The organism is Thalassococcus lentus, from assembly GCF_028023555.1.
GTDB classification, from domain to species: domain Bacteria; phylum Pseudomonadota; class Alphaproteobacteria; order Rhodobacterales; family Rhodobacteraceae; genus Thalassococcus_A; species Thalassococcus_A lentus.
On the sequence record NZ_JAQIOY010000003.1, the window covers coordinates 42,922 to 68,052 of the forward strand.

At 57.6% G+C, this 25,131-nt stretch carries 20 protein-coding genes and 1 riboswitch; of the genes, 16 read left to right on the forward strand and 4 right to left on the reverse strand.

The features are described from left to right. The first annotated feature begins 28 nt into the window (after positions 1-28). The 7 genes from PFY00_RS09255 (at position 29) to trmB (ending at position 7,956) form a co-directional block, all read left to right on the forward strand. Complete coding sequence (locus tag PFY00_RS09255; protein WP_271432275.1) at positions 29-2,038, forward strand: PIG-L family deacetylase; 2,010 nt, start codon at positions 29-31, stop codon at positions 2,036-2,038. A gap of 41 nt (positions 2,039-2,079) precedes the next feature. Then, the gene (gene ybeY / locus PFY00_RS09260; RefSeq protein WP_271432931.1) at positions 2,080-2,583 is read left to right on the forward strand and encodes an rRNA maturation RNase YbeY; all 504 of its coding nucleotides are present in this window, start codon (positions 2,080-2,082) and stop codon (positions 2,581-2,583) included. Positions 2,584-2,618: 35 nt separating this feature from the next. Further along, a complete protein-coding gene (locus tag PFY00_RS09265) occupies positions 2,619-3,611 on the forward strand; it encodes a hemolysin family protein (protein ID WP_271432276.1) in 993 nt (330 codons plus the stop codon). Then, positions 3,604-5,148, forward strand: a complete 1,545-nt coding sequence (gene lnt / locus PFY00_RS09270; RefSeq protein WP_271432277.1) for an apolipoprotein N-acyltransferase — start codon at positions 3,604-3,606, stop codon at positions 5,146-5,148. Before PFY00_RS09265 ends, lnt begins: the two co-directional genes overlap by 8 nt. 37 nt (positions 5,149-5,185) lie before the next feature. Then, a riboswitch (SAM-SAH riboswitch) is annotated at positions 5,186-5,233 on the forward strand. Between the two features lie 5 nt (positions 5,234-5,238). Beyond that, entirely contained in the window at positions 5,239-6,417 is a 1,179-nt protein-coding gene (gene metK, locus PFY00_RS09275) for a methionine adenosyltransferase (RefSeq protein ID WP_271432278.1), read from the forward strand. A 132-nt stretch (positions 6,418-6,549) separates the two neighbouring features. Beyond that, entirely contained in the window at positions 6,550-7,179 is a 630-nt protein-coding gene (locus PFY00_RS09280) for a COG3904 family protein (protein WP_271432279.1), read from the forward strand. 63 nt (positions 7,180-7,242) lie between these two features. Beyond that, a complete protein-coding gene (trmB, locus tag PFY00_RS09285; protein ID WP_271432280.1) occupies positions 7,243-7,956 on the forward strand; it encodes a tRNA (guanine(46)-N(7))-methyltransferase TrmB in 714 nt (237 codons plus the stop codon). Here trmB and PFY00_RS09290 read toward each other — a convergent pair whose 3' ends face one another. Next, on the reverse strand, positions 7,957-8,490 hold the full coding sequence (locus tag PFY00_RS09290) for a CIA30 family protein (protein ID WP_271432281.1): 534 nt from the start codon (positions 8,488-8,490) through the stop codon (positions 7,957-7,959). A 141-nt stretch (positions 8,491-8,631) separates the two neighbouring features. Here PFY00_RS09290 and hisC point away from each other — a divergent pair, with 141 nt between their 5' ends. From hisC to PFY00_RS09305, 3 genes are read left to right on the forward strand one after another with little or no spacing between them, the layout of a single operon-like run. Further along, positions 8,632-9,717, forward strand: a complete 1,086-nt coding sequence (gene hisC, locus PFY00_RS09295; protein WP_271432282.1) for a histidinol-phosphate transaminase — start codon at positions 8,632-8,634, stop codon at positions 9,715-9,717. Next, on the forward strand, positions 9,714-10,631 hold the full coding sequence (locus PFY00_RS09300) for a prephenate/arogenate dehydrogenase family protein (protein WP_271432283.1): 918 nt from the start codon (positions 9,714-9,716) through the stop codon (positions 10,629-10,631). Before hisC ends, PFY00_RS09300 begins: the two co-directional genes overlap by 4 nt. A gap of 2 nt (positions 10,632-10,633) precedes the next feature. Further along, on the forward strand, positions 10,634-11,308 hold the full coding sequence (locus PFY00_RS09305) for an extensin-like domain-containing protein (RefSeq protein ID WP_271432284.1): 675 nt from the start codon (positions 10,634-10,636) through the stop codon (positions 11,306-11,308). Between the two features lie 41 nt (positions 11,309-11,349). Here the strand turns inward: PFY00_RS09305 and PFY00_RS09310 are convergent, their stop codons facing one another. Next, on the reverse strand, positions 11,350-11,883 hold the full coding sequence (locus PFY00_RS09310; protein WP_271432285.1) for a ricin-type beta-trefoil lectin domain protein: 534 nt from the start codon (positions 11,881-11,883) through the stop codon (positions 11,350-11,352). A gap of 235 nt (positions 11,884-12,118) precedes the next feature. Here PFY00_RS09310 and PFY00_RS09315 point away from each other — a divergent pair, with 235 nt between their 5' ends. The 6 genes from PFY00_RS09315 to PFY00_RS09340 all read left to right on the forward strand — a co-directional run bounded on the left by PFY00_RS09315 (position 12,119) and on the right by PFY00_RS09340 (position 20,484). After that, positions 12,119-12,997: a LysR family transcriptional regulator gene (locus tag PFY00_RS09315; protein WP_271432286.1), complete on the forward strand. Its 879-nt coding sequence runs from the start codon at positions 12,119-12,121 to the stop codon at positions 12,995-12,997. A gap of 93 nt (positions 12,998-13,090) precedes the next feature. Then, positions 13,091-13,924 (forward strand): putative hydro-lyase, encoded by an 834-nt coding sequence (locus PFY00_RS09320; protein ID WP_271432287.1) that lies wholly within the window; start codon positions 13,091-13,093, stop codon positions 13,922-13,924. Positions 13,925-13,946: 22 nt separating this feature from the next. Next, entirely contained in the window at positions 13,947-14,978 is a 1,032-nt protein-coding gene (locus PFY00_RS09325; RefSeq protein ID WP_271432288.1) for a TRAP transporter substrate-binding protein, read from the forward strand. Between the two features lie 37 nt (positions 14,979-15,015). Then, a complete protein-coding gene (locus tag PFY00_RS09330; protein WP_408648454.1) occupies positions 15,016-15,552 on the forward strand; it encodes a TRAP transporter small permease subunit in 537 nt (178 codons plus the stop codon). Further along, on the forward strand, positions 15,549-16,832 hold the full coding sequence (locus PFY00_RS09335) for a TRAP transporter large permease (RefSeq protein ID WP_271432290.1): 1,284 nt from the start codon (positions 15,549-15,551) through the stop codon (positions 16,830-16,832). Before PFY00_RS09330 ends, PFY00_RS09335 begins: the two co-directional genes overlap by 4 nt. A gap of 70 nt (positions 16,833-16,902) precedes the next feature. Continuing rightward, entirely contained in the window at positions 16,903-20,484 is a 3,582-nt protein-coding gene (locus PFY00_RS09340) for a hydantoinase B/oxoprolinase family protein (protein WP_271432291.1), read from the forward strand. A gap of 75 nt (positions 20,485-20,559) precedes the next feature. Here PFY00_RS09340 and PFY00_RS09345 read toward each other — a convergent pair whose 3' ends face one another. After that, positions 20,560-22,452: a propionyl-CoA synthetase gene (locus tag PFY00_RS09345; protein WP_271432292.1), complete on the reverse strand. Its 1,893-nt coding sequence runs from the start codon at positions 22,450-22,452 to the stop codon at positions 20,560-20,562. A 291-nt stretch (positions 22,453-22,743) separates the two neighbouring features. Beyond that, on the reverse strand, positions 22,744-25,023 hold the full coding sequence (locus tag PFY00_RS09350) for an NADP-dependent malic enzyme (RefSeq protein WP_271432293.1): 2,280 nt from the start codon (positions 25,021-25,023) through the stop codon (positions 22,744-22,746). Positions 25,024-25,131: the final 108 nt, after the last annotated feature.

A 25,131-nucleotide genomic window follows, 5' to 3' on the forward strand; every position in this document is an offset into this window, starting at 1 on the left:
AAACAATTGGTTTTCTAAGGATTCAACCATGCCGGTGCTTTCGCGCGGTGGGGCCATTTCAATCGTGGCTCATCAGGATGACGATATACTTTTCATGAACCCGGACATTGCGCAGAGCATTGCGCAAGGCGAGGCAAATACCACAATTTTTGTGACTGCGGGCGACGCTGGTCTGGGCGATGCCTATTGGCAGGGCCGGGAAGAAGGCGCCAAGGCTGCCTACTCCGTTATGACGGGTCACGATGAATGGGTTGATGAAACGATCACGATCGATACCGGGTCTCAGTCGATAGATGTGCATACTTCATATTTGTTGGAGGCCCCGGAAATCAGGCTCTATTTCCTGCGATTGCCCGACGGGGGTGGCGCTCTGGGGCCGGGCGAAGAACAGCAGCTTGCCCGTTTGGAAAGCGGTGAATTGGCAAGTGTAACCACTATAGACGGCGAAAGTGTTTATTCGCGGTCGGATGTTGTCGACGTGTTGACCGAGTTACTCACCCTGCATGAACCCAGCGCGTTGCGATTGCAGGTTCACGAGGGGGAAACGGCCGCTGCCGAGCATACTGACCACACACACACGGCTGAGTTCTCGGAGGAAGCGCTGCTCGCCTATTCCGGCGGAACGGTTCAGGTCACGCACTACGTGCACTACGACAGTCGCTTGATGCCGGCCAACCTGACACCGGATGAGGCCGCGCTGTCTTTGGAAGTGATGCTGGCCTATGCTGAGCACGATCCCGGGGTTTTGGACGAGAACGGCAATCTTGCCGAAGTGTACGAAACCTGGACGGGACGACAGTACATCGCTGAAAGCTACAGTCTCGATACGTCCGCGGACGATGCACTGCCCGAGCAAGACCCGCAGTCAGACTGGCCCGGCGAAGGAGACTGGGTGTACAGCCTAGACGGCCCGGACGCATTCTTGTTTTCGATAAATGCCGCTGACGGTTCCGTTCAGCCTGAAGACTGGTTTGTTCCCTCCGCGACGGACGCGTGGGATCAGAACGAGGACCATGTCTATGAAATGACGCGCGTTGCGGAGTCAGCGGACGGAGATGTTGTTGAAGAACAGCAAGTGACATTCGTAATGACCGCTGATGGCGTTTTCACGATGACTCTGGGAACCGAACAGGACGATCTGGATGACACGCCCGATGTCGAGGATGAAACATCTTCGGATACAGATGAGCAGGACGGCGATGCTGGACCGATCGATCCGGATACAGGGCAGGACACTCTCAGCGGGGACGATAGTGGGGACACTGGTGCACCCACGGATGTCGAAGACGTTCCGCCCGTGCCTGATATGCCGCTCGCGGTTGCCTATTCTTTGACCGGGGATGATGCCTTTCTGTTCCAGATTGATGATCAGACCGGAGAGGTCTCTCCGCAGGCTTGGTTTGTGCCAACTCTGAATGACGCATGGGATCAGGACGAAGATCACGTCTATGAATTGATCCGTGTTGCGACACCCGCTGACGGATCGGACGCTGAGCAAGAAACCCTGAGGCTTGAAACCGTCGCTGACGGTGAATTGTCTTTGGTTTCCGAGGCCGAAACAGAAGCCCCCGATGTGACCACCCCTGATCCTGTAGATCCGGAGCCAGAGGCAGATACTGGAGTCGAAGTCGGGGAGGATGACACAGTAGAGGATCCAGCGCCCGAGCCGCCTGCAAACGACGGTGGTGGAGAAGAGGTCTATGCCTATTTGCTGTCTGGTCCCGATGCCGAGGTCTTTGTCATTGATCCGCTCACGGGCGAGCTGTCACTGCAATCCTGGTTTGCGCCAGACGCGGGCGATGCATGGGATGTAGATGAAGATAATGTGTACGAGATCTCACGCACTGCTATCGCCGCAGATGGAAGCGCCCTCTCGACAGAGGAGCTGCGCTTTGAAATTGGATCGGATGGCACTCTGATCCCGGCCCCTGATGGGGCTGCCCTGATGGCAGCACTGACAATTCCAGATGATGAATCCGAGGCATTTCTGCTCATGGAGGATGAGCAAGATGCGGCCGAGATGGACGCGACCGTCTGAAACAGGTATCGGCACGCCGAACAGGAACTGTGTGATTGCCGATGCTGACTGATGTCATCATAGAAAACGAACAATGGGATGAGGACAGTCTGAGTCCACTGGCCGAAACCGCGGCCTGCGCAGCTTTGGTGCACCAGGGATTGGCGCCGTCCGCTTTTGAGATAGCGGTTTTGGCCTGCGACGATGACAGAATTGCCGAATTGAATGGCGATTTTCGCGACAAACGCAGCCCAACGAATGTGCTAAGCTGGCCCGAACAGGACCTCGCTTCTGAGAGTGCGGGCGGAGTTCCGTCCAGACCGGACCGGGACACGGGCGATGAGCCTCACCACCTTGGGGATATTGCACTTGCCTTTGAAACCTGCGCGCGAGAGGCCGAAGAACAGGGCAAAACGCTAGAGGCCCACGTGACCCATCTCGTTGTGCACGCCGTTCTTCACTTGTTGGGCTACGATCACATCCGTGATGAAGATGCCACGCTTATGGAACGCGCAGAGGTTGAAATACTTGGCAATCTGGGTCTTCCGGACCCATATAGGGAATGACCGGCCTGATCATGGCCTTTAACTGGAACGGATAAATGGGCGATACCGACGGCTCGTCTAACGCAGCGCAGGGCGCGCGTGTGACAGAGCAAACGACATCAAGCACCGCGACGGCGGGTGCAAATGTTAAAACTGAACAAGCAAGACCGGGATTGTTCCGGCGTTTGTTCGGTCGCAACGGTGGGCACGATCAGCCTGCTCTTCCCATTCAAAGCAATGGCGCACCGGCCCCGGAACGGCCCGTGCACGGCATGATCAATCTGCGTCGTATGCGGGTTGAGGATGTGGCCATTCCAAAGGCCGAAATCGTTGCTGTCCCCAACACGATCACCAAAGACGATCTGGTACAGGTTTTCCGGGATAGCGGTCTTACCCGATTGCCGGTTTACGAAGGGACGTTGGACACGCCGATCGGGATGGCGCATCTCAAGGACTTTGCCCTGAGCTATGGTATGGGCAACGGTGGCGGCCGTTTTAATCTAAAGAAGATGCTGCGCCCCCTGTTGTACGTCCCGCCGTCAATGCCGATTGGCGTTCTGCTCACCAAGATGCAGACGGAACGGCGTCACATGGCCTTGGTGATTGATGAATACGGCGGTGTGGATGGTCTCGTGACGATCGAGGATTTGATCGAGCAGGTTATCGGTGAGATCGAAGATGAGCATGACACCGGCGAAGACCAGTTATGGACCCGCGAAGCGCCGGGATGTTTTCTGGCACTGGCAAAGACACCTCTGGACGAATTCGAAGCTGAGATTGGTATTCACCTGACACAGCATGAGGGCATTGACGCCGAGGAAATCGACACGCTCGGTGGTCTGGTCTTTATGTTGGCAGGTCACGTTCCTGCACGTGGCGAAGTCGTTGCCCACCCCGAAGGTCTGGATTTTGAAGTTGTAGATGCTGATCCGCGCCGCATCAAACGGCTGCGCGTACGATTGCCGGGCAATCGCACAGGCAATCCGGCAGCGGCAGCCTTGGTGCCAGATGCCGCGGCGCCCCAAAAGCAAGAGACCGGGCATGGCTGAACCCGCCCGGCGGGCTTCAGATGATGCTGCAACGCGGTCTGACGTTTTGCTGCCGCGCTGGGCGCGTTTGTTGTTGGGCATATTGGCGGGTGTCGTCATCGCGTTGGGGATGGCCCCCTATGATCTGTGGTATCTGTCCCTCGCTGGCATAGTCGCGACCTTCGTGCTGTTCACAATGTCACCGGGCCCTCTGCGTGCGGTTGGCACGGGCTGGGCGACCGGGTTCGGGTATTTCGGGTTTGCGCTGGGGTGGATTGTCGAACCCTTTCAGGTTGATGCCGCTACCACGGGCTGGATGGCTCCCTTTGGGTTGATAGGCTTGGCCGGAGGACTGGCCCTGTTCTGGGCGCTGGCGTTTTGGGGCGCAGCCTATGCGCCGCGTGCGCGGCTCTGTGCGCTTGTTCTGGCATGGAGCGCGGCTGAACTGGCCCGGACTTATGTGTTTACGGGGTTTCCATGGGCTCTATTGGCCTACCTTTGGCTGCCAACACCTGCAATTCAATGGAGCGCCGTCGTCGGCCCTTTGGGTTTGTCCATCGCGACACTGGCGTTTTGTGGACTGGTCGCAGGATCGTTACGTAAAGGGAAAGCCAAGCCCGCGTTGGCGGCTTTGGCCGTGTTCGCGGGTCTCATGGCGGGTGGGTACAGTTTGACCCCGCCAGAGCAATCATTGGCTGATCGGCCTATTGTGCGTTTGGTGCAACCGAACGCGGCCCAACATGAAAAGTGGGACCCGGCCAAGGTACCAATCTTCTTCAATCGTCAGGTGGCCTTTACCGAAGCCCCGGCCCAACAAGGCAAGGCCAACCCGTCCTTGATCGTTTGGCCAGAGACATCCTTGCCGGGCCTTTTGCACCGGGCAAACGATGCTTTGGCGATCATTTCGGATGCAGCAGGCCCGGCCTCGGTTGTGATCGGCGTGCAGCGCGGCGATGCCGGGCGGTACTATAATTCAATGGCAGTTCTGGATGGACAGGGCCGTCTGTCACACGTCTACGACAAGCATCACCTTGTGCCGTTCGGGGAGTACATGCCTGCAAGCGGGTTCTTCAAACGATTGAACATTGCTGGTTTGGCTGCGCGTGCTGAGGGTGGGTACACCCCCGGCCCGGGTCCAACTTTGCTCGACTTGGGCGAACTGGGACATGCACTGCCCCTGATTTGCTACGAGGCCGTTTTTCCGCAGGATGTCTATCGGGCCCCGGGGCGTGCGGACTTTTTGCTGCAAATCACCAATGACGCATGGTTTGGCAACTGGTCTGGTCCTTATCAGCACCTGGCGCAGGCGCGCATACGGGCAATTGAACAGGGTTTGCCGATGTTGCGCTCTGCAAACACTGGCGTGTCTGCGGTCATCGATGGGGCAGGGCGTGTTCTGGCCAGCTTGCCATTGGGGCAAGCGGGCTATCTGGATGCAGAACTTCCACCACCGATGCGCGTTACGGTCTACAGCAGATACGGGGATTTCCCGGCGCTTGTGTTGCTCTGCATCGCGTCTCTTGTGCTAATCCGTATAGCGGGTCGGAAATCCGATTGACCGCAAGGCATCGCCCGCGTACGCCGAAACGAATCATCCTCTGTCACAACGGCTTCCTGGCGTGACGGCGAACCCCAATGGAGCACCTTTATGTCCCGACAGAACTATACCTTCACTTCTGAATCCGTTTCGGAAGGACACCCAGACAAAGTCTGTGACCGGATTTCCGACGCAGTGCTTGATGCGTTTCTGGCCGAAGATCCGCTGGCGCGTGTTGCCGCGGAAACCTTTGCCACGACAAACCGCGTTGTGATCGGGGGCGAAGTGGGCCTGACAGATCAGGACAAACTGACCGAGTATATGGGCAAGATCGAAGAGATCGCGCGCGCCTGTATCAAGGACATCGGTTATGAGCAGGACAAGTTCCATCACGCAACCTGCAAAATCACCAATCTGCTGCACGAACAGTCCGCGCATATCGCGCAGGGCGTAACGGGCGAGCAGGGCGACGAAGGCGCGGGTGATCAGGGCATCATGTTCGGCTATGCGACCAATGAAACTGACGCGCTGATGCCTGCACCAATTCAATACAGCCATGCGGTTCTTCGCCGACTGGCCGAAGTGCGCAAAAACGGAACAGAGCCGACACTGGGCCCGGACGCGAAATCGCAGCTCTCTGTCGTTTATGAAAATGGTAAACCTGTGGGCGTCAGCTCAATCGTGCTTTCGACCCAGCATCTCGACGAAGACATGACATCTGAGGACGTGCGCGCCGTTGTTGCGCCCTACATCCTTGAGGTTCTGCCCGAGGGATGGGTGACGGATGAAACGGTTTGGCATGTGAACCCAACCGGTAAATTCGTGATTGGTGGTCCGGATGGGGACGCGGGTCTGACGGGCCGCAAGATCATCGTGGATACATACGGCGGTGCTGCGCCTCATGGTGGTGGTGCGTTCTCGGGCAAGGATCCGACCAAGGTTGACCGGTCGGCGGCTTATGCAGCGCGCTATCTGGCAAAGAACGTCGTTGCGGCGGGCATGTCGGAACGCTGCACCGTTCAGCTGTCCTATGCGATCGGTGTTGCCCGACCGTTGTCGATCTATGTCGACACCCACGGCACCGGCGACGTTGAGCCTGCTGCAATCGAAGCTGCGATTCCAAAGGTCATGGATCTGACGCCGCGCGGTATTCGGACGCATCTGGAACTGAACAAGCCCATTTATCAGCGCACCGCTGCTTATGGTCACTTTGGCCGCGAGCCGGAAGCCGACGGTGGATTCAGCTGGGAACGCACCGATTTGGCCGATGCTTTGAAGAATTCGGTCTGATCAAAGACACCTGAAAAAGGCGGGTCGCGTACCCGCCTTTTTGAATTGGACGACAAAAGCATGGCATTCCGGTCTTGTCAGACCGGGCGCGGAATAGTCTCATGAGGCGGTTCAACCGCGTGAGATTTGACAATGCTTGATCGTTTTATCCCGATGATGGTGCTTTGCATCGCACCGTTTTCTGCCTTGGCAGGCCCTGACGAAAAATTTTCGGTGCAGGGCAGCGTTCTGTTCTACGACACCGAGGCAGCCAGCGTCCGGGGCGACCGAGAAGTCGCGAACGACGACATCGATGTGATGAAACGGCATTTGCGCGATACACCCGGCGTTCGCACTGTAAAGCTGAACTCGACCGGCGGCAGTGTCTGGGCAGGCAACGAAATGGCCCGCATCGTGATGGATTTTGATCTCAGCACCGTGGTTGATGGCGAGTGTTCGAGTTCTTGCGTCACCATTTTTCTGGCCGGTCGCACACGGACCATGACCCGCGGATCGAAGATGGGCTTTCATCAGCGCAGTTGGTCATCCAGTGCCATCGAAAGCTACTATGATCGCTGGCGGGAAGATGAGAACTGGGCCGATCCTTTTGAATTCGCTTCATGGGTTTATCAGGATACGCAGACAGAAACCTTCAAGGATCTCACCTATATGATCTCTCGTGGGGTTGAGCCCGAGTTTGCTATCGAAACGAAACGCTATCGTTCTGGAACATGGTTTCCGACGCGATCGGAATTGATCGATGCCGGAGTTCTACGGGACTGACGGTCATGGGTGTTTGCAAGGCCGGTCTTGCAGCAAATCGCGCTGGCAGGTACACGCGCGCCCATGACCACATCCAACAAGCACCCCAAGGCGCCATGGCGCAATTTTTATGGCCGCATCAAAGGCAAGACCCTGCGCCCGAGCCAGGAAACCTATATTCAGGAAGACCTCGATGCCTTGTCCCCGGGCGCGGTCGATTGGGATGTGAACCCGGAAAGAAACCCGCTGGATCTGCAATCTCGGTTTGATGGAAAACCTGTTTGGGTCGAAATCGGATTTGGTGGCGGTGAGCATCTGGTGCATCAGGCCGCGCAGAATCCCGAGGTCGGCATTATCGGATGTGAACCTTACATCAATGGCGTGGCCATGCTGCTGGGTAAGATCCGGGATGCGGGCGTGACGAACCTGGCCGTGCATCCCGGTGATGCACGCGATCTGTTTGATGTCTTGCCCGAGGCTTCGATCGACAAGGCGTTTCTTCTTTATCCGGACCCTTGGCCAAAGAAAAAGCACCACCGCCGTCGTTTCGTGACACCCGAACATCTCGAGCCGCTTGCACGTTGCCTGAAATCGGGGGCCGAGTTTCGTGTCGCGACCGATATTCCGGACTATGTGCGACAGACGATGATTGAAGTGCCGCGCGCGGGATTTGAATGGACCGCAGAAGGGCCGTCAGATTGGCGAGAGCCCTGGGGTGACTGGATCTCGACGCGCTATGAGCAAAAGGCCCTGCGCGAGGATCGTGTCCCGCACTACATGACGTTTGTCAGACGCTGACTATTCTGCCCAGACCTCGGAAATGCGCACGTCAGCTTCGTGGTCGCGACCATAGGCAACGAGGGCGATGCTGGTCACATCATTGGCGCTGATCCGGGCAGGCAATATACCGTTGCTTGGCTTGAAGCTGTCCCAGCCCAACCGAACTTCTGTCCAATCAGAAGAGGCTGAAAACCGGGCCTGATAGTAGTGCCACGGTAACCGGGTCGCGCGGGTGCGAACGTGAATGAAGTAGTCTTGTCCATTCCCGCGCACGCGAAGCTTCAACGATTTGGCACTGGCTGGCAGGTTCAGGCCCTGCAGCCGCACCTGAACGAAACCACCGTTGTTGGCGGTGGAAACCGTTCCACGCAAAATCAGCGCGCCGTTTTCAACGGTTGCGCGGCCTTCAGATACGCCGCCCATGACTTGATCGGAAATGAAGCGCCAGCCCTCTGCGCGGCCATCTTCAAATCGGTCTATCAGCATGGGGTCGGCTCGCAATGGCAGGGCAAGCAGGAACGCCAAAGCGTAGGTGCAGGCATAAGTTTTCATGATCTGAAGGTAGCGCGACCTGCGGTTGGGCAAAGGGCAGACTGCTGCGGCATGAAGGCCACCATGCTTCGCCTTTCCAGATGCGCCTTTTCATGGGCGTTTGCGGGCGTTATGCACAACGCCAGTGCAATGAGGTGTTCCATGACCAGCATCAGACCCCAGCCCGGGATTCTGGACATCGCGCCCTATGTGGGTGGCAAGTCGTCAGTCGCCGGTGTGACGAATGTAACCAAGCTCAGTTCGAACGAGAATCCGTTCGGGCCAAGCCCTGCTGCGCAAGAGGCCGTAAAACGGTCTGTGCACGAATTGCATCGATACCCATCCACCGACCATGCTTCGCTGCGGTCCGCCATTGCAGAGGTTCAGTCGCTCGATCCTGAGCGGATCATCTGTGGCGTTGGAAGTGACGAAATCCTGCACCTTCTTTGTCAGGCTTATGCCGGGCCAGGTGATGAGGTCATTCATACGGAACACGGGTTTGCGATCTACAAGATCGGCGCACTCGCCGCCGGCGCGACGCCTATCGAGGTGCCAGAACGCGAACGGGTGACCGACGTGGATTCCATCCTCGCTGCCTGCAATGAACGCACCAAACTGGTTTTCATTGCGAACCCCAATAACCCGACCGGTACAATGATCGGATTGGCCGAGATTGAGCGGCTGGCCGAAGGATTGCCCCCGCAAGCTCTGTTGGTGCTTGATGGGGCATATGCCGAATACGTGGACGGATATGACGGTGGCGCCCGTTTGGTCGAGGCCCGCAGCAACGTGTTCATGACCCGTACATTTTCCAAACTCTACGGTCTGGGCGGTCTGCGTGTGGGGTGGGGCTACGGCCCTGCAGAAATCATCGACGTCCTGAACCGCATTCGGGGGCCTTTTAACCTTTCGGGCACAGCTTTGGCTGCTGCAGAGGCTTCGGTCCGCGACACCGCCTATGTCGAAAAATGTCGGTCCGAGAACACACGCCTGCGCGTCTGGCTGGCCGAAGCGCTGGCAGAACACGGCGTTCCCAGCGATACGTCGATGGCCAACTTCGTGCTGGCGCGCTTTCATGATGAAGCCGAGGCAGAGGCCTGCAACAGCTATCTTCAAAGTCAGGGTCTGATCGTGCGTCAGGTGGGCAGCTATGGCTTGCCGCACGCACTGCGGATCACCGTTGGGGATGAGTCTTCATGTCGCCGCGTTGCGCATTGCATTGGTCAGTTCAAGGCGGGTGAACGATGAGCGAGCCTTATAAACGTGTTGCCCTCATTGGTTTGGGGCTGATTGCATCGTCGATGTTTTGGGCCATGCGGCGCATCGGAACGCAAACGCATGTATCTGGCTATGCCCGCAGCGCTGAGACACGGGAAACCGCGCGCCGGATCGGGCTTTGTGACACCGTGTGCGAAACATTGCCAGAAGTCGTGCGGGACGCTGATCTGATCGTCCTTGCCGTACCTGTGGGTGCCATGGGCGCCGTTGCAAAGGAAATGGCCCCGTATTTGAAGCCGGGCGCGACGGTTACGGACGTTGGCAGCGTCAAGCAGACCGTGATCGACGCCGTTGGCCCGCACCTGCCCGACACCGTACACTTTGTGCCGGGGCACCCGATGGCTGGAACCGAGCATTCCGGACCCGAGTCAGGCTTTGACAGCCTGTTTGACAATCGATGGACATTGATTGTCCCGCCCAGTGGAACGGACGAAGAGGCCGTACAGCGCCTCGAAGCCTACTGGCAGGGGCTGGGTGCAATGACCGAACGGATGGAGATCGAGCACCACGATCTTGTCTGCGCTGTTGTCAGTCACATCCCACATCTGATTGCCTACACGATGGTTGGTGTGGCCGATGACCTTAGCCGCGTCTCGGACCAGGAAGTCATCAAGTTTTCGGCCGCAGGCTTTCGGGATTTCACCCGGATTGCGGCCTCGGATCCAACCATGTGGCGGGACGTTTTCCTGACCAACAAGGATGCAACCATCGAGATGCTGGGGCGCTTCACCGAAGAACTGTTCGCCTTGCAACGCGCCATTCGTACCGGTGATGGTGAGCAGCTTCATGCCTATTTTACCCGCACCCGCGCCATCCGGCGTGGCATTCTGGAGGCCGGACAGGATACAGATGCGCCAGACTTTGGCCGCACAAAGGTAAAATAGAAATGCGTTGGATCATTCTAGGCAGTTTCATGATTGCGCTGGCATCTTGCGGTGGTCGCGCACCCGAACCGAAACAGAATGATGATCTGGACGGCGTTCGCGGATTTTTGAAAAACGCGTTTGCAACCTCATCGGACGAAAAGTCAGGCGCGATTGTTGGTGGCGGTCTGTGTGGTGACCCGATGTTGGTGGGTGAAGTGGTCGGCGCAGTGCCCGACAAAGGGGCTTGCGGGGTCGAGAACGCAGTCCGTTTGCGGCAAGTTGGGGACGTTACTCTATCGCAGCCGGCCACGATTACATGCGACACGGCCAAAGCGCTGCGCACATGGGTGGAAACCGGTGTGAAACCCGCAATCGGCAAGACTGGCGGCGGTGTCTCCAGCCTTAGAGTGGCTGCCCATTATGCATGCCGGACACGCAATCATCAGCCCGGCGCAAAGATTTCAGAGCACGGCAAGGGCAAGGCAATCGACATTTCGGCGATCAATCTGGCCGATGGCTCGTCAATCACGATTCAGGAAGGCTGGCGGGGCAAGCATTCGAAAAAACTGCGCGCGATGCACAAAGCGGCGTGCGGCCCCTTTGGCACGGTGCTTGGCCCGGATTCTGATCGGTTCCATCAGGATCATTTCCATTTCGATACCGCCAGCTACCGCAGCGGATCGTACTGCCGCTGATTGAGGAAGGTGGCCCTGCAAGGGCCACCAGCATTGTTGCCTCACTCTGCGGTGCGGACTGCCCATGTCTGGTAAGCGCTGCGGCTTTCATCGCATGACTCAAGCGACAGGACCTTGATTTGATTGGCATCGCTGCGGCCGGACCGGGTGTCCTCGGCGACAGTGATGCACATCTGCGGCGCAAGTGTCGGGGTGATCGTCCCTTCGCCCGAGAAGACGAAGCTCTGCTCATCACTGCCATCACAGGCCTTGAGTTCCAAAGCGCTGCCAGCGTCGGTGCTGCTGATCTGGGCGCAAACATCGAAATTGGTCATGTAGAGCATGCCATCTTCGAGCTTTGCTGTATCAAAAGTCTGGTCGTATCCCAAAGCGCCACCCGGACTGTAGCAGGTGTGCCCCTGTAGGCCGTCCTCTGGCTTGGCCGCTTCTTCGCGGCCTTTTGCAATGTCGATGCAGTATCCGTTTTGTTTGTTGTCGAGTATGTCCACCAAATAAATTTCCACATCTTCGGCGTAGCTGCTGGTCGCTGTAAACATGGCTGCCATCAGTGTGGTGACTTTGAAATAAGAGTTCATCGAAATCTCCTAGGGGTATCAGTGTCTTCAACTTAGACGTTTTTGGCCGGGAATTCCGTCGAAAATTGTTCTGAATTCTTTTGAGACGCTGCAAGGCGCTCCAATGCGAAGGTACTTGCACGGGCGCAGTGATCTGAGACCCGAAAGAGACGCATATTGCGAATTCTATCGATTTGGACGCATATTGATAGAGTTTTGCTATATCGCGATTTCGACACTCACGAGGCTTTGCGCAATGACCTTTGATCAAATCCGAACCTTTCTCTGGGTGGCCCGTCTGGGCGGTTTTCGGAAAGCTTCAGAACGGTTGCACCTTTCGCAGCCCGCTGTTTCCACTCGGATTGCCAACCTCGAAGCGGATCTACGTGTCACATTGTTTGAGCGCGGGCCGGGTGATCTGGTGCTGACCAAGGATGGCATGTTGTTGCTGTCCTATGCCGAACAGCTGTTGTTCGTCGAAGAAGAGATCAAGCAACGCGTTGCCAATCCGGCAGAGACCGAAGGTCTGTTTCGTGTTGGCGCATCCGAAACAGTTGCGCAGGCTTGGTTGCCCGCTTTTCTTAAGGCTTTCAGCGACCAGTACCCGCGCGTGAACGTTGATTTGACGGTCGATATCTCGCTGAACCTGCGGGCGGCCTTGTTGGACAGGCGGCTCGACCTTGCCTTTCTGATGGGTCCGGTGTCCGAGTATTCGGTCACCAATATTGAGCTGCCGCATTTTGCGCTGCACTGGTATCGCGCGGCATCCAATCCCCAGACGGACCTGAGCAAAATTCCGGTCATTTCGTATTCCAGCAAAACCCGGCCATATCGCGAACTCATGTCTGAACTGTCGCGTTCGGTCGGGCCCAAGGCGCGGGTCTTTGCCTCGGCCTCACTGTCGGCCAGTTTGAAGATGATTGCGTCGGGAATCGCTGTCGGCCCATACCCCCGCGCGTTGGCCAACGATTTGTTGGAGGCTGGGCAGATCGTTGAATTTGATCCGGGTTTCGTTCCGCAACCACTCGAGTTCACAGCGTCCTACATTGCCGAGCCGCGTAGCTTTCTGGTTGAAAACAGTGCAAAAATCGCGCGCGACGTGGCGATGAACTGGGACAGCTCACACCCCAAGTAGCATTTAAAAATGTTATCACCTTTGATATAAAATGATAATTTGATTGGATTGGTGTCTTTGTGACAGGCTTGGCTTGGATCAAAGGGGCCCAAGATGACGGACCAGCAAGTCACTCAGGCAGAGCTGAGAAACAGCACGGCAGCACAAGTGCGTGCCGCTATCCGAGCAGGCGCTTACGGCGGGCATACCTCGGGGCTGGCGGCAGGCAAACTGCAATGCAATCTGGCCATCCTGCCCGAGGTCTACGCCCTCGATTTCCTGCGGTTTTGTCAACGCAATCCCAAACCCTGCCCTTTGGTTGCGGTTGGTGATACGGGCAATCCGATGTTGCCAACGTTGGGGCCGGACATCGACATCCGGACCGATGTTCCTCGCTATCGCGTTTTTGAAAACGGCAGCTTTGTTGCGGAACCGACTGACATTTCGGATCTGTGGCAGCCCGACTTTGTAACGGTCGCACTGGGCTGTTCCTTCACATTCGAAAATGCTCTGTTGCGTTGCGATGTGCCCGTACGCCACATGGAAAGCGGTCGCAACGTCCCGATGTTCCGCAGCAATCTCGATCTTGTGCCCGCGGGTCCTTTTGGCGGTCAGATGGTCGTGACCATGCGGCCTATTCCAGCCCATCAGGTTCAGCAGGCCTATGAAATCAGCGGTCGGTATCCGCAAGCACATGGTGCACCGATTGCGCATGGTGATCCTGAAAATCTGGGAATTGCCGATCTGGATGCCCCAGACTGGGGCGAGTCCGTTCATATCCGCGAGGGCGAAGTACCTGTCTATTGGGCCTGTGGCGTCACCCCGCAAAACGTGTTGCTCGATGCCCGCCTTCCGATCTGCATCACGCATTCGCCGGGCCACATGCTGATCGCGGACGTCGCAGAAGACGCCGAGACCACGATCTATTCAAACGAAGAAAACGAATAAGCCATCCAACAAGGAGAAACCAATGAAAACGACCCTATCCATTCTGGCCGCAAGCACGATGCTGGCTGCGCCTGCTTTTGCCGAAAACCTGTCGGTTGTCGGCAGCTGGTCCAGCCTGCCGCTCCACAAGCAATATGAGGCGCCTTTCTGGTCTGAAACGCTTCCGGCGGCGTCTGGTGGCAAGCTGACCGTTGAGCTGACCACACACAATCAGATGAGCCTCGGGCTGGGCGATATCTATCCGCTGCTGGGGCAGGGCGTATACGACGTGGCGATGACGGTCGCTGACTATGCCGTTGCTGACGCGCCGGAACTGGAGGGACTGGATGTTCCGCTCTTGGCGCTTTCGGCAGACGAAGCGCGGGCCATGGTTGACGCAGCTCGGCCCATGGTCGCGGACATCTACAAGACACGGTTCAACAGCCATGTTCTGGCCATTGCGCCCTATCCACCGCAGGTCGTCTTCTGCAACGCCGAGATTGGACAGCTGTCGGATCTGGAAGGTCTGAAGGTCCGCGCCTCTGGCCGCATGACCGCCAAGCTGCTCGAAGCGTTGGGCGCCGAAGGTGTGAACGTATCTTTCTCAGAAGTGCCGGGCGCGTTGCAAAACGGTGTTGTAGACTGCGCCGTGACCGGGGCCGGTTCTGGCTACAGCGCGGGCTGGTGGGAAGTCTCCACACACCTGCTGCCGATCCCGCTGGGTGGATGGGATTCCGTCGTAACGGCCGTGAATATGGACAAGTGGAACAGCCTTGATGCCGATACGCAGGCTCTGATCACCGATCAGATCGCCAGCGGCTTTGAAGACCCGGCATGGGATAGCGCCCAGAACGCGCTGGTCAATGACATCGCATGCCTGACTGGTAACGGTGAATGCCCTGCCGGCGAGTCGCGTTCCATGACCTTGGTCGATGTCAGCGATGCTGATTTTGCGCGGGCGCGGGACATCCTTACCGGTGAAGTTCTGCCGGAATGGGCCGAACGCGCTGGTGGCGACTGGGCGCAACGCTGGAATGACAGCGTTGGCAAAGTCGTTGGTGTAACGATCAACTAAACGATCAAGAGGGACGTGCTGAAAAATGGAACTGGAGATGATCAGACGCCTGCGCGCAATCAACCGAGGGGTTGCGTTGGTGGTTGGCTTGGGATTGCTGACCTGTGCGGGCTTCGTGCTTCTGGATATCATCCTGCGCCAGATCGGCACGTCCCTTGGCGGGACCGAGGAAATCGCAGGCTATGCGATGGCCTTGGCGACCGCTTGGGGGATGTCCTACACCCTGCTGGAACTGGGGCATGTTCGCATTGATTTGCTACGCAGCCGTGCCGGATCACTTGGACGGGCCCTGTTTGACGTATTTGCCATGATCGTCATGAGCGGTGTGGTCGTCATGATCGCCATAAAGGCATGGCCGGTGGTCGAAAGATCCCTGGTCAATGGATCACGGGCCAATACCCCACTGGAAACGCCGCTCGCATTGGTTCAGGTGCCGTGGTTTGCGGGTTGGGTCTGGTTCGCGATCATGTCGTGTTTGACCACATTGGCCGCGCTCAGCCTGCTGCTGCTGCGGCGACATGCTGAAACCGAGAGCTTTGTCGGCGCCTTTGCAGAGCAGGAGACACTGCAATGATCACCTATGTCTCTGTTGGCTTGCTTGGTCTGCTGGCCCTGTCCATTCCCGTTGGTATTGTTCTGTTTCTGCTGGGATTTGGTGTCGATATTTTCTTTTCCGGATTTCCGCTGACGCGGGGTTTGGGAAACATGGTCTGGTCGTCGTCTAGCTATGCAACGCTGATCGCCATTCCATTCTTTGTCTTGCTGGGCGAAATCCTTGTCCGCAGCGGTGTTGCCACGCGGACCTACGCCGCGCTGGACCGCTGGGTGTCGTGGCTGCCGGGTGGTCTGGTTCACGCCAATGTTGCCACGGCGACGATGTTTTCGGCCACCTCGGGATCGTCGGTGGCAACGGCTGCAACGGTGGCAACTGTCGCCATGCCGCAGGCGGAGAAATTGGGATACGACCCCAAACTCTTTTCAGGCGCGATTGCGGCGGGGGGGACTTTGGGCATCATGATCCCGCCTTCGATCAATCTGATCGTTTATGGCTTTCTGACCCAATCCTCGATCCCGCAGCTGTTCCTTGCAGGTTTGGTCCCGGGAATTGCGCTGGCGCTGGCCTTTATGGCGGTCACAACGGTGATTTGCCTGATCCGCCCTGAACTGGGTGGACAGCGCCGCACCTTCCCGCTGACCCAGATGCTGCGCGGTTTGATCGATCTTATCCCGATCATCATCCTGTTCGGCCTGATCGTGGGATCCATCTATCGCGGATGGGCAACCCCGACCGAAGCCGCCGCTGTCGGAGTGGCTGGCGCCATGCTGATCGCGCTGGCTTTCGGAGGCGTAAGTTGGGACATGCTGCAGCAAAGCATGCTTGGCACGGTCAAGATCACTTCAATGATCATGCTGATCGTGATCGGCGCATCTTTTTTGAACTTTACGCTGGCCTCGGCAGGTCTGGGGCGCGAATTGACTGAATTCATGACCGGCTTGGGCCTGACGCCGCTCAAGACGATTCTGGTGGTGGTCGTGCTGTACATCGTACTGGGGTTCTTCATCGAGACACTGTCTCTCATGGTGGTAACGATCCCGATCATCGTCCCACTGGTCGTCGCGCAGGGCTATGACGTGATCTGGTTTGGCATCCTAATGATCGTGCTGATCGAAATGGCACTGATCACACCGCCTGTGGGTCTGAACCTCTACGTGGTGCAGGGCGCAAGGAAATCAGGAACGCTGAACGAGGTCATGCTGGGTGCTTTACCGTACTGCCTGACCATGTTGGCCATGGCATTCCTGTTGATCGCCTTTCCATCCATAGCGCTCTTCCTGCCGAACGCTTTGCAATAATCCGAACCATTCCTTCTCAACACAAATGACTGCGGCGCATGATGGGCCGCAAACAAGGGAGATCTGTCCGATGTGGCAATTCTGGGTCGATCGTGGAGGCACCTTCACCGATATCGTGGCCAAAACACCTGACGGGGCACTGCGCACACACAAGCTGCTGTCTGAAAACCCCGAGGTTTATCAAGACGCCGCCGTTCATGGCATTCGCGAAATGCTGGGGCTTCGCTCAGATGCGCCGATCCCACTGGCAACCATCAAGGCGGTCAAGATGGGCACCACGGTCGCCACAAACGCGCTGCTGGAACGCAAGGGTGAACGCACCTTGCTGTTGATTACAAAGGGCCTCAGGGATCTGCTGCGGATCGGATATCAAAACCGGCCTCGCCTTTTTGATCTCAATATCGAACTGCCGGAATTGCTCTATGACGATGTCATCGAAATTGATGAGCGCCTCGCTGAAGATGGCAGCGTACTGACCTCGCTGGATGCACAAAGCGCGCGGGCCGCTCTTTTGGGGGCTTTTGGTGACGGCTACCGGTCGGTCGCGATTGCTTTGATGCACAGCTACCGGTTTCCTGATCATGAGAAGCAGCTGGGTGAAATTGCCCGCGAGATCGGGTTTGAACAAGTGTCGCTCAGCCATGAGGCCAGCCCTCTGATCAAGCTGGTTTCGCGCGGCGACACAGCCGTTGTCGATGCTTATCTGTCGCCCATTCTGCGCCGCTATGTGAACCAGGTGGCGGATGCACTGGGCACTGGCGGTGGTGGGTGTGAGCGGTTGATGTTTATGCGCTCTAGTGGTGGCCTGACCGATGCGCGGCTTTTTGAAGGGCGCGATGCCATTCTTTCCGGCCCGGCGGGTGGCGTCGTCGGTATGGTGCGCAGCGCTGCTGAACACGGGTATGAGAAACTGATCGGTTTCGACATGGGCGGTACATCAACCGATGTGTGCCACTACGCCGGTGATTTTGAACGCAGCTTTGAAACCGAGGTTGCAGGCGTGCGCATGCGTGCCCCGATGATGTCCATTCACACGGTGGCCGCCGGGGGCGGCTCCATCTTGTCGTATCGCGATGGCCGGATGCAAGTCGGCCCGGAAAGTGCGGGGGCCAATCCCGGCCCTGCCGCGTACCGGCGCGGTGGCCCGCTGACAGTGACTGATTGCAACGTTTTGCTGGGCAAGCTGCAGCCCAATCAGTTCCCGGCCGTTTTTGGGCCAAATGCCGATCAACCGCTGGACCCGCTTGTTGTGCGCGAAAAATTTGACGCCATGGCCCGTGAAATCGGGGGCGGGCGGACACCCGAGGATTTGGCCGAGGGGTTCTTGCGCATCGCGGTCGAGAATATGGCCAACGCCATCAAAAAGATCAGTGTCCAGCGCGGTTATGATGTCACGACCTACACGATGAATTGCTTTGGAGGAGCAGGCGGGCAGCACGCCTGTCTTGTAGCCGATGCACTGGGCATGAAACGCATCTTCATTCATCCGTTTGCGGGTGTTTTGTCTGCCTTTGGCATGGGGCTCGCCGATGTGCGGGCCATGCGCGAACACCAGTTCGGCGCGGGCATGGAAAATCTGTCTGCGGCGCGTACACGGATGGATGATCTGGTGGCACAGGCCAAGGCAGAAGTCTTGGGGCAGGATATTCCCGAGACCCGGATCGAAATCCTGCGCACCGCCCACATTCGCCCCGATGGTGCCCAGCAAAGCCTGCCAGTGTCATTTGGTGATGAACAGAGCATGACCAAGGCCTTCGAAGAGTCGCATCGGCAACGCTTTGGCTTTGTGCCGCAGGGCGCACGGCTCTTGATCGAGATGCTGACCGCCGAAGCGGTTGGCAGCACAGGTGAAACCGTAACCTTGCCGGATGGAACAGCCGAACCAAAGGAGGATCAGACTGCCAGAATGTGGGGCGGCGAAGAGTGGCAACAGGTTCCCATGCTCGACCGGACAGCTTTGAAAACAGGCGATGTGATAACTGGCCCGGCGATCCTGACCGAACCTACGGGTACCAACGTGGTCGAAGCGGGCTGGCGGGCCGAGTGCCTTTCCGGGGGCAACCTGATCTTGGAGCGCGTTGTCCCTCTTGCCCGCCAAGAGGCCATTGGCACACAGGTTGATCCGGTCATGCTTGAGGTGTTCAACAACCTGTTCATGTCGATCGCTGACCAGATGGGGGCCACATTGGCCAACACGGCCTATTCGGTGAACATCAAAGAACGCTATGATTTTTCCTGCGCAATCTTTGACGGTGCCGGAGATCTGGTAGCCAATGCGCCGCATGTTCCCGTGCATCTGGGATCCATGTCGGAAAGCGTCCGAACTGTGTTGCGGCAAAATGCAGGCCAGATCAAACCCGGCGATGTTTTCATGATGAACAACCCGTACAACGGCGGCACGCATTTGCCGGATGTCACGGTGATCACACCGGTGTTCGACGAGGCAGGTCAGTCGATCCTCTACACTGTGGCCAGCCGTGGCCATCATGCCGACATTGGTGGCAAGACGCCGGGGTCGGCCCCGCCTGACAGCCGCACGATCGAGGAAGAGGGCGTCCTGCTGGACAATGTCCAGCTCGTCAAACAGGGCGTTTTGCAGGAAGAAGCTGTTCGAACTCTGCTGGCGTCCGGTCGATACCCGTGCCGAAACGTGGATCAGAACATGGCCGATCTGGCCGCGCAGATCGCCGCCAACGCGACCGGCGTTTCCGAACTGTTGCGCATCACTGGGCAGTTCGGTTTGGATACAGTGCAGGCCTATATGCGTCACGTTCAGGACAATGCCGAAGAGAGCGTTCGACGCGTGCTCGACGTTCTGACCGATTGCAGCTTCAGCTATCCGCTGGACGATGGTGCGCAGATCAAAGTGGCCATCACGGTTGATCGCAAAAAGCGTGAAGCGATCATCGATTTTGCAGGAACGTCGCCGCAAAGTCCGCTGAATTACAATGCGCCGATGGCGATCTGTCGGGCGGTCGTGCTCTACGTTTTCCGCACGCTTGTGGGTAGCGACATTCCAATGAACGAAGGCTGTCTTAAGCCATTGGTGCTGAAGGTGCCCGAGGGCAGCATGATTAACCCAAATGCGCCTGCTGCAGTCATCTCAGGCAATACAGAGGTCAGCCAGGCCATTGCGGATACGCTCTATGGAGCGCTTGGGGTTATCGCCGGCAGTCAGGGGACCATGAACAACTTTGTCTACGGCAACGACATCCACCAAAACTATGAAACCATCTGCGGTGGCACCGGGGCCGGAAATGGCTTTGATGGAACAAGTGCCGTGCATAGCCACATGACCAATACGCGGATGACAGACCCCGAAGTATTGGAGACCCGGTTTCCCGTCAGGGTGCGGGAGTTTTCGATCCGTGATGGGTCGGGCGGGCAGGGGGCTTATCATGGCGGCAATGGGATCGTGCGCCGATTGGAGTTCCTCGAACCCATGACAGTCACTGTGTTGTCCTCTCACCGGCAGGTACCACCGCATGGCGCAAAAGGCGGGCAGCCCGGCGCAACAGGCGAAAACGCTGTCGAACGGGCAAACGGCACGATCGAGGCCTTGCAAGGCAATGACGAAACGCAGGTCTCCGCCGGGGACGTCTTTGTAATGAAGACGCCGGGTGGCGGTGGTTTTGGAGAGCCCGTGGCCTGATCGAGGCTCTGTCGTGCAACAAAAAACGCCCGCGATTGATGCGCGGGCGTTTTCCGTTTTGTCTAGGGGCAGGGTTTAGCCCTTGGCGTAACCCAAGCCCTGCAACGCGACTTTGATCTCGTCCAGAATGGCCGGATCGTCGATTGTCGCGGGCAGTTTGAACGCTTCGCTGTCGGCCAGTTTGACCATTGTGGCCCGCAGGATTTTGCCCGAGCGTGTCTTGGGCAGGCGATCCACCACCGCGCACAGTTTGAACGCTGCCACAGGCCCGATCTTTTCCCGCACCAGCTTGACGCATTCGGCGGTGATCTCTTCATGCGGACGGTTCACGCCTGTTGTCAGACAGACAAAGCCCATGGGCAACTGGCCCTTCAGTTGATCTGTCACGCCGATGACTGCGCATTCCGCCACATCTGGGTGGCTGGCCAGTACTTCTTCCATCGCGCCGGTGGACAGGCGGTGCCCGGCCACGTTGATGACGTCGTCAGTCCGCGCCATGATGTAGAGATAGCCATCCTCGTCGATGATCCCTGCATCGCCGGTTTCATAGTACCCCGGAAATGTCGTCAGGTAGCTTTTGCGGAACCGCGCTTCGGCGTTCCACAGCGTGGGCAACGTGCCCGGGGGCAGGGGCAGTTTCACTGCGATGGCACCCAGTTCGCCTGCCGGCATCTGATTGCCGCCTTCGTCGAGAACCTGAATGTCATAGCCCGGCATCGCCACAGTGGGTGAGCCGATCTTGACGGGCAGAGCCTCGATCCCGGCGGGGTTGCCCGCAATGGTCCAACCGGTTTCTGTCTGCCACCAGTGGTCGTAGATCGGCTTGCCGGTCACATTCTGCGCCCACTCGATAGTATCCGGGTCGGCCCGTTCGCCAGCCAGATAAATCGCCCGCAGATGCGAGATGTCGTACTTGGCAAGGAATTCGCCCTTGGGGTCCTCTCGCTTTACAGCGCGGAAAGCTGTTGGCGCGGTAAAGAAGCTACGCACCTTATGTTCGTCAATGATACGCCAGAAAGTACCTGCGTCGGGCGTGCCGATGGGTTTGCCCTCAAAGACAATTGTGGTGTTACCGTGGATCAAGGGTCCATAGCAGATATAGCTGTGCCCCACGACCCAGCCAACGTCAGACGCGGCCCAGAATACATCACCCGGATCGACGTTGTAGATCGCCTTCATGGACCAGTTCAGAGCAACCAGATGCCCTGCCGTATGGCGCACGACGCCCTTGGGCTGACCCGTGGTTCCGGACGTATACAGGATATAGGCCGGGTGGTTGCCTTCTACCGGAACGCAATCAGCCGGTGTCACACCTGCCTGAAAGCCATGCCAGTCAAAGTCATAGCCATCCTTGAGCGCAGCCACTTCCTGTTCGCGCTGGAAGATTACCGTGAACTCTGGCTTGTGCTGTGCCAGTTCGATGGCGCCATCGACCAGTGGTTTGTAGTGGACCACACGGCCGGGCTCCAAACCGCAAGATGCGGCGATAATCGCTTTGGGCTGAGCGTCATCGATGCGTACGGCCAGTTCGTTGGAGGCAAAGCCGCCAAACACCACCGAATGGATCGCGCCAAGACGGGCACAGGCCAACATCGCCTCGAGAGCCTCGGGCACCATCGGCATATAGATGATTACCCGGTCGCCTTTGGTGATGCCTTTGGCGGCCAGCGCGCCAGCCAGAGACGCCACGCGATCTTTCAGCTCCGCGAAGGTGATTTTGTGGATCGAGTTGGTGATCGGGCTGTCATGAATAATCGCAACCTGATCACCCCGCCCGTTTTCAACGTGCCGGTCAACAGCGTTGTAGCAGGTGTTCACCATGCTGTCGGCGAACCATTCATAAAGATCCGTGTCAGGGCTGGTCAGCGCTCGGGTGGGTTTCTGATCCCATGAAATCGCTTCGGCTTGGGTCATCCAAAAGTTTTCAGGGTCTGCCTGCCAACTGGCGTAAACGTCTTTGTAGCCCATGATCGTCCTCCTCGGGTATTGCGAAAAGGGATAAGCTGTCGGGTAGGATTGCAGCAAGGCAGTTGGCGCAAACGGCGGCAGATTACCGCAGAAAATTTGCAGAATTCGCCAGAAGTACTCTGCAAATTTTTGCAAAGCCGATAGATTTTTGCTTTTTTGTTTGCCTGCGAGCCTCTTTTGCAAATCTGCAAATCACACAGCTGCAAATTTAGTGAGATAGAAATGGCAACAGGCCACGCGATGGCGGCCTGTTATTGCGGTCATACCTTGCGGCTGATTGGATGCCGGTCCTTAGCCGTAGCGCTCGACAGGCGTCCCGGCGATGGCTGCCATGTTCAGCAATCCGCGTGCCGTGATGCCCGGCGTCACCACATGTGCCAGATTGCCCATACCCATCAGAATGGGTCCGACCTCGAGACCGCCGGCTTTCATCTTGAGGATGTTTCGTGTGGCAGAGGCAGCGTCCGCGTGACCGAAGATCAAAACATTGGCCGGGCCCTGCAAACGTCCGCCCGGCAACAAACGGTCGCGCAGGTCAGGATCAAGCGCGGCATCCAGATTCATTTCACCTTCGTATTGGAAATCAGTCTCCATCGCGTCGAGCAGGCAAATCGCTTCGCGCAGCCGTTTACCCGACCCTTCGGCCTGATTGCCAAACTGGGACTGCGAACAAAAGGCAATCCGCGGTTCAACACCAAAACGCCGGGCGTGACGTGCAGCGCCGATGGCCGTTTGCGCCAATTGATCCGGCGTTGGCAGAGAATGGACATGCGTGTCAGCGATGAACAATGGCCCGTCTTCGAGGATCATCATCGACAGCGCGCCATGCGGTGAATGCGCTTCATCCCCGAGCACCTGCGTGACGTAGTTCAGATGCCAGCGGAATTCACCAAATGTCCCACAGATCATGCTGTCCGCTTCGCCGCGCTGAACCATGACCGCGCCAATGGCTGTTGTGTTGGTTCGCATGATTGCCCGGGCAAGATCCGGTGTCACGCCGCGCCGCGCCATGATCTGGTGATAGGTGCCCCAGTAGTCGCGATACCGCGGGTCGTCATTTGGATTGACGATCTTGAAATCGCGGGTCGGCCGGATTTCCAGCCCGTGCCGTTCGCAGCGGGCTTCGATGACTTCGGGACGTCCGATCAGTATCGGTGTCTCGGTGGTTTCCTCAAGGATGGCTTGCGCCGCGCGGAGCACCCGTTCGTCTTCGCCTTCTGCAAAAACGATGCGCCGCGATGCCGTGCGAGCCGCCTCAAAGACCGGGCGCATCAAGAGCGCGGATTTGTAGACGGATGCATCCAGTTTGTGCTTGTAGGCATCCAGATCAGCGACCGGGCGTTTGGCCACGCCAGTTTCCATCGCGGCCCTTGCAACAGCCGTCGAAACAACGCCGGACAGTCGTGGGTCAAACGGTTTTGGAATCAGGTAGTCGGCCCCAAAGGTCAGTTGCTCGCCTTGATAGGCGGCCGCTGCTTCGGCGCTTGTCGTGGCACGGGCGAGCGCGGCAATGCCTTCGACGCAGGCCACCTGCATCGCGTCGTTGATTTCCGTCGCACCAACGTCCAGCGCTCCACGGAAGATGAACGGAAAGCAAAGGACGTTGTTGACCTGATTGGGGAAGTCACTGCGACCAGTCGCGATAATCGCGTCCGGGGCGGCTTCGCGCGCGAGTTCCGGCAGAATTTCGGGTGTCGGGTTTGCCAGCGCAAAGACGATCGGGCGTGATGCCATGCGCCCAACCTGTTCCGGCTTCAGAACTCCGGGTCCGGACAGGCCGAGGAACAAATCTGCGCCGTCAATCACCTCGTCCAGAGTGCGTTTGTCAGATGCTTGCGCAAAAGCCGCCTTTTGCGGGTTCATGTCTTCGGCCCGGCCTTCATAGACAAGCCCGTGGATGTCGCACAGCCAGATGTTTTCGCGTTTTACGCCCAGCTTCAAAAGCATATTGAGGCAGGCGATCCCGGCTGCTCCGCCGCCGGTCGAAACCACTTTTACATCCTCGAAATTCTTGCCTGCAACATGCAACGCATTGGTCGCTGCTGCGCCGACAACAATGGCGGTGCCGTGCTGGTCATCGTGAAATACGGGGATATTCATCCGTTCGCGGCAAATCCGTTCAACGATAAAGCAATCAGGCGCTTTGATGTCTTCAAGATTGATCGCGCCGAACGTTGGTTCAAGCGCACAGACGATTTCAGCCAGCTTTTCCGGGTCGGACTCATTCACTTCGATGTCAAAACAGTCGATGTTCGCAAACTTCTTGAACAGGACAGCCTTGCCTTCCATCACGGGTTTCGAAGCCAGAGCACCGATATTGCCAAGCCCGAGAACAGCGCTGCCGTTCGAGACAACGGCAACCAGATTGCCGCGCGCAGTATATCGTGCAGCATTGGCCTCATCTGCCTTAATTTCAAGGCAGGCTTCGGCAACACCGGGGGAATAGGCACGTGAAAGATCGCGGCCATTCGCCAGTGGTTTCGTGGCACGGATCTCGAGTTTTCCGGGCTTTGGGTTCTCGTGGTAGAACAGCGCCGCCTGACGCAGGGATTCGTTGGATGTATCCGACATTTGTAGCCTCCCGTTGTCGCATCAAAAAATAAGTTTAATATTAAACAAAAATTTTTCGTCGCGACTGTCTGATGGATTTTGCCTTACAGGGTTGGCTGTCGTTTGGAA